Annotated in this window: 2 protein-coding genes; both read left to right on the top strand. The window is 68.9% G+C overall.

All coding sequences use genetic code 11. The annotated features are described in order from the left end of the window. Positions 1-74: 74 nt before the first annotated feature. Positions 75-1,217: a DegT/DnrJ/EryC1/StrS family aminotransferase gene (locus U9980_RS04770; RefSeq protein ID WP_322766854.1), complete on the top strand. Its 1,143-nt coding sequence runs from the start codon at positions 75-77 to the stop codon at positions 1,215-1,217. Beyond that, positions 1,214-1,760, top strand: a 547-nt coding sequence (locus tag U9980_RS04765; protein WP_322766853.1) for an acyltransferase, incomplete at its 3' end; no start/stop codon positions are given. The genes U9980_RS04770 and U9980_RS04765, both read left to right, overlap by 4 nt.

The following is a 1,760-nucleotide window of genomic DNA, read 5'->3' as shown; positions in this document are numbered from 1 at the left end:
GGTCAACCATTGTCAGATCCGGCAGCTCCAGGCTCCGCGGGGCTGCCGTCTCACCCCATCGAAGGGACGTTGCGGTGACCACGATTCCGCTGGTGGATCTGGCGGCTGCGCAGGCCGAGATCGCCGAGGAGGTGCGGGCCGGGTTCGACGAGGTGCTCGCGACCACCGCGTTTGTCGGTGGAAAACACGTTTCGGCATTCGAGCGCGAGTACGCCGACTTCTGTGCAGTCGGGTACTGCGTGGGTGTGGGCAACGGTACCGACGCGATCGAGCTGGCGCTGCGGGCGGCCGGTGTCGGTGCGGGCACCGCGGTGAGTGCTGCGACCGGTACCACTGGCGGCGTTGACGAGGTCGTCATCCCGGTGAACACCTTCGTGGCTACCGCCGAGGCCGTGGTCCGTGCGGGCGCGCGGCCGGTGTTCGTCGACGTAGACGACGATCATCTGCTCATGGATCCGGACGCGGTGGGCGGGGCGTTGACCGACCGTACCCGCGCGGTGATCCCGGTCCATCTGTACGGGCAGGCCGCGCCGGTGGAGCAGATCGCGGCCGCGTGCCGCCCCGACACCATCGTCGTCGAGGACGCCGCGCAGGCACAGGGCGCCGTCCGTGGTGGACGGGCTGCCGGCGGGTTGGGACTGCTGGCGGCCACCAGCTTCTACCCGGGCAAGAACCTGGGCGCGGCCGGCGACGCCGGTGCCGTCCTGACCGATGATGCCGAGCTCGCGCGCAAGGTACGGCTGCTGGGCGCGCACGGCAGCGAACGCAAATACGTGCACGAGTCGCTGGGTTTCAACTCGCGGCTCGATACCCTGCAGGCCGTTGTCCTGCGGGCCAAGCTGGCCAGGCTGGCCCGGTGGAACCAGGCGCGGGCCGCCGCGGCGCTGCGCTACGACGAGCTGCTCAGTGGGGACTCCCGGGTCCGGCTACCGGCGACACTGCCGGGTAACGTCCATGTGTGGCACCTCTACGTGGTCCGTGTTCCCGACCGGGACGCGGTGCTGGCACGGCTGCATGAACAGGGTGTGGGAGCCGGGATCCACTACCCGGTGCCGCTGAACCTGCAGCCGGCCTTTGCGGGCCTCGGCTACGGTGCCGGTGACTTTCCCGTCGCCGAAAAGGCGGCCGGGGAGATCCTTTCTCTGCCCTTGTACCCGCACATCACCCCCGAACAGCAGGAGCGGGTGGCCGAGGAATTGCGGAGAGCACTGTCATGACAGGGGCCGTTTTCGTCCATCCTCACGGCCTGTGCGAGAGCGACGACGTGGGTCCGGGAACCCGGGTCTGGGCGTTCGCGCACGTGCTGGCCGGTGCCGTGATCGGCGCGGACTGCAACATCTGTGACCATGTGTTCGTCGAGTCCGGCGCCCGGATCGGCGACCGGGTGACGGTGAAGAACGCGGTGCTCGTGTGGGACCTGGTCACCGTGGAGGACGATGTCTTCCTGGGTCCGAACATGGTCTTCACCAACGACTTCCGGCCGCGTGCCGAGGTCAAGAAGACCCGGGACGCGCTCACCCCTACGCTGATCCGCCGTGGTGCGACGATCGGTGCCAATGCCACGATCGTCGCCGGGGTGATCGTGGGCGAGTACGCGTTCGTGGCTGCCGGAGCCGTCGTCGTCCGGGATGTACCCGCGTACGCACTGGTCGCGGGCAATCCCGGACGGGCCCTGGGCTGGGTCTGTGCCTGTGGGGAACGGCTTGATTCGCAGCTGCGCTGCGTGGCCTGCTCGAAGGCTTACAAGCCGGCTGCCGATA

It is taken from the genome of Protofrankia sp. Cr1, from assembly GCF_963555865.1.
In the GTDB taxonomy this organism is placed as follows: domain Bacteria; phylum Actinomycetota; class Actinomycetes; order Frankiales; family Frankiaceae; genus Protofrankia.
Note: the sequence above shows the minus strand (reverse complement) of the source record. Positions and strands in the feature narration are given on the sequence as shown.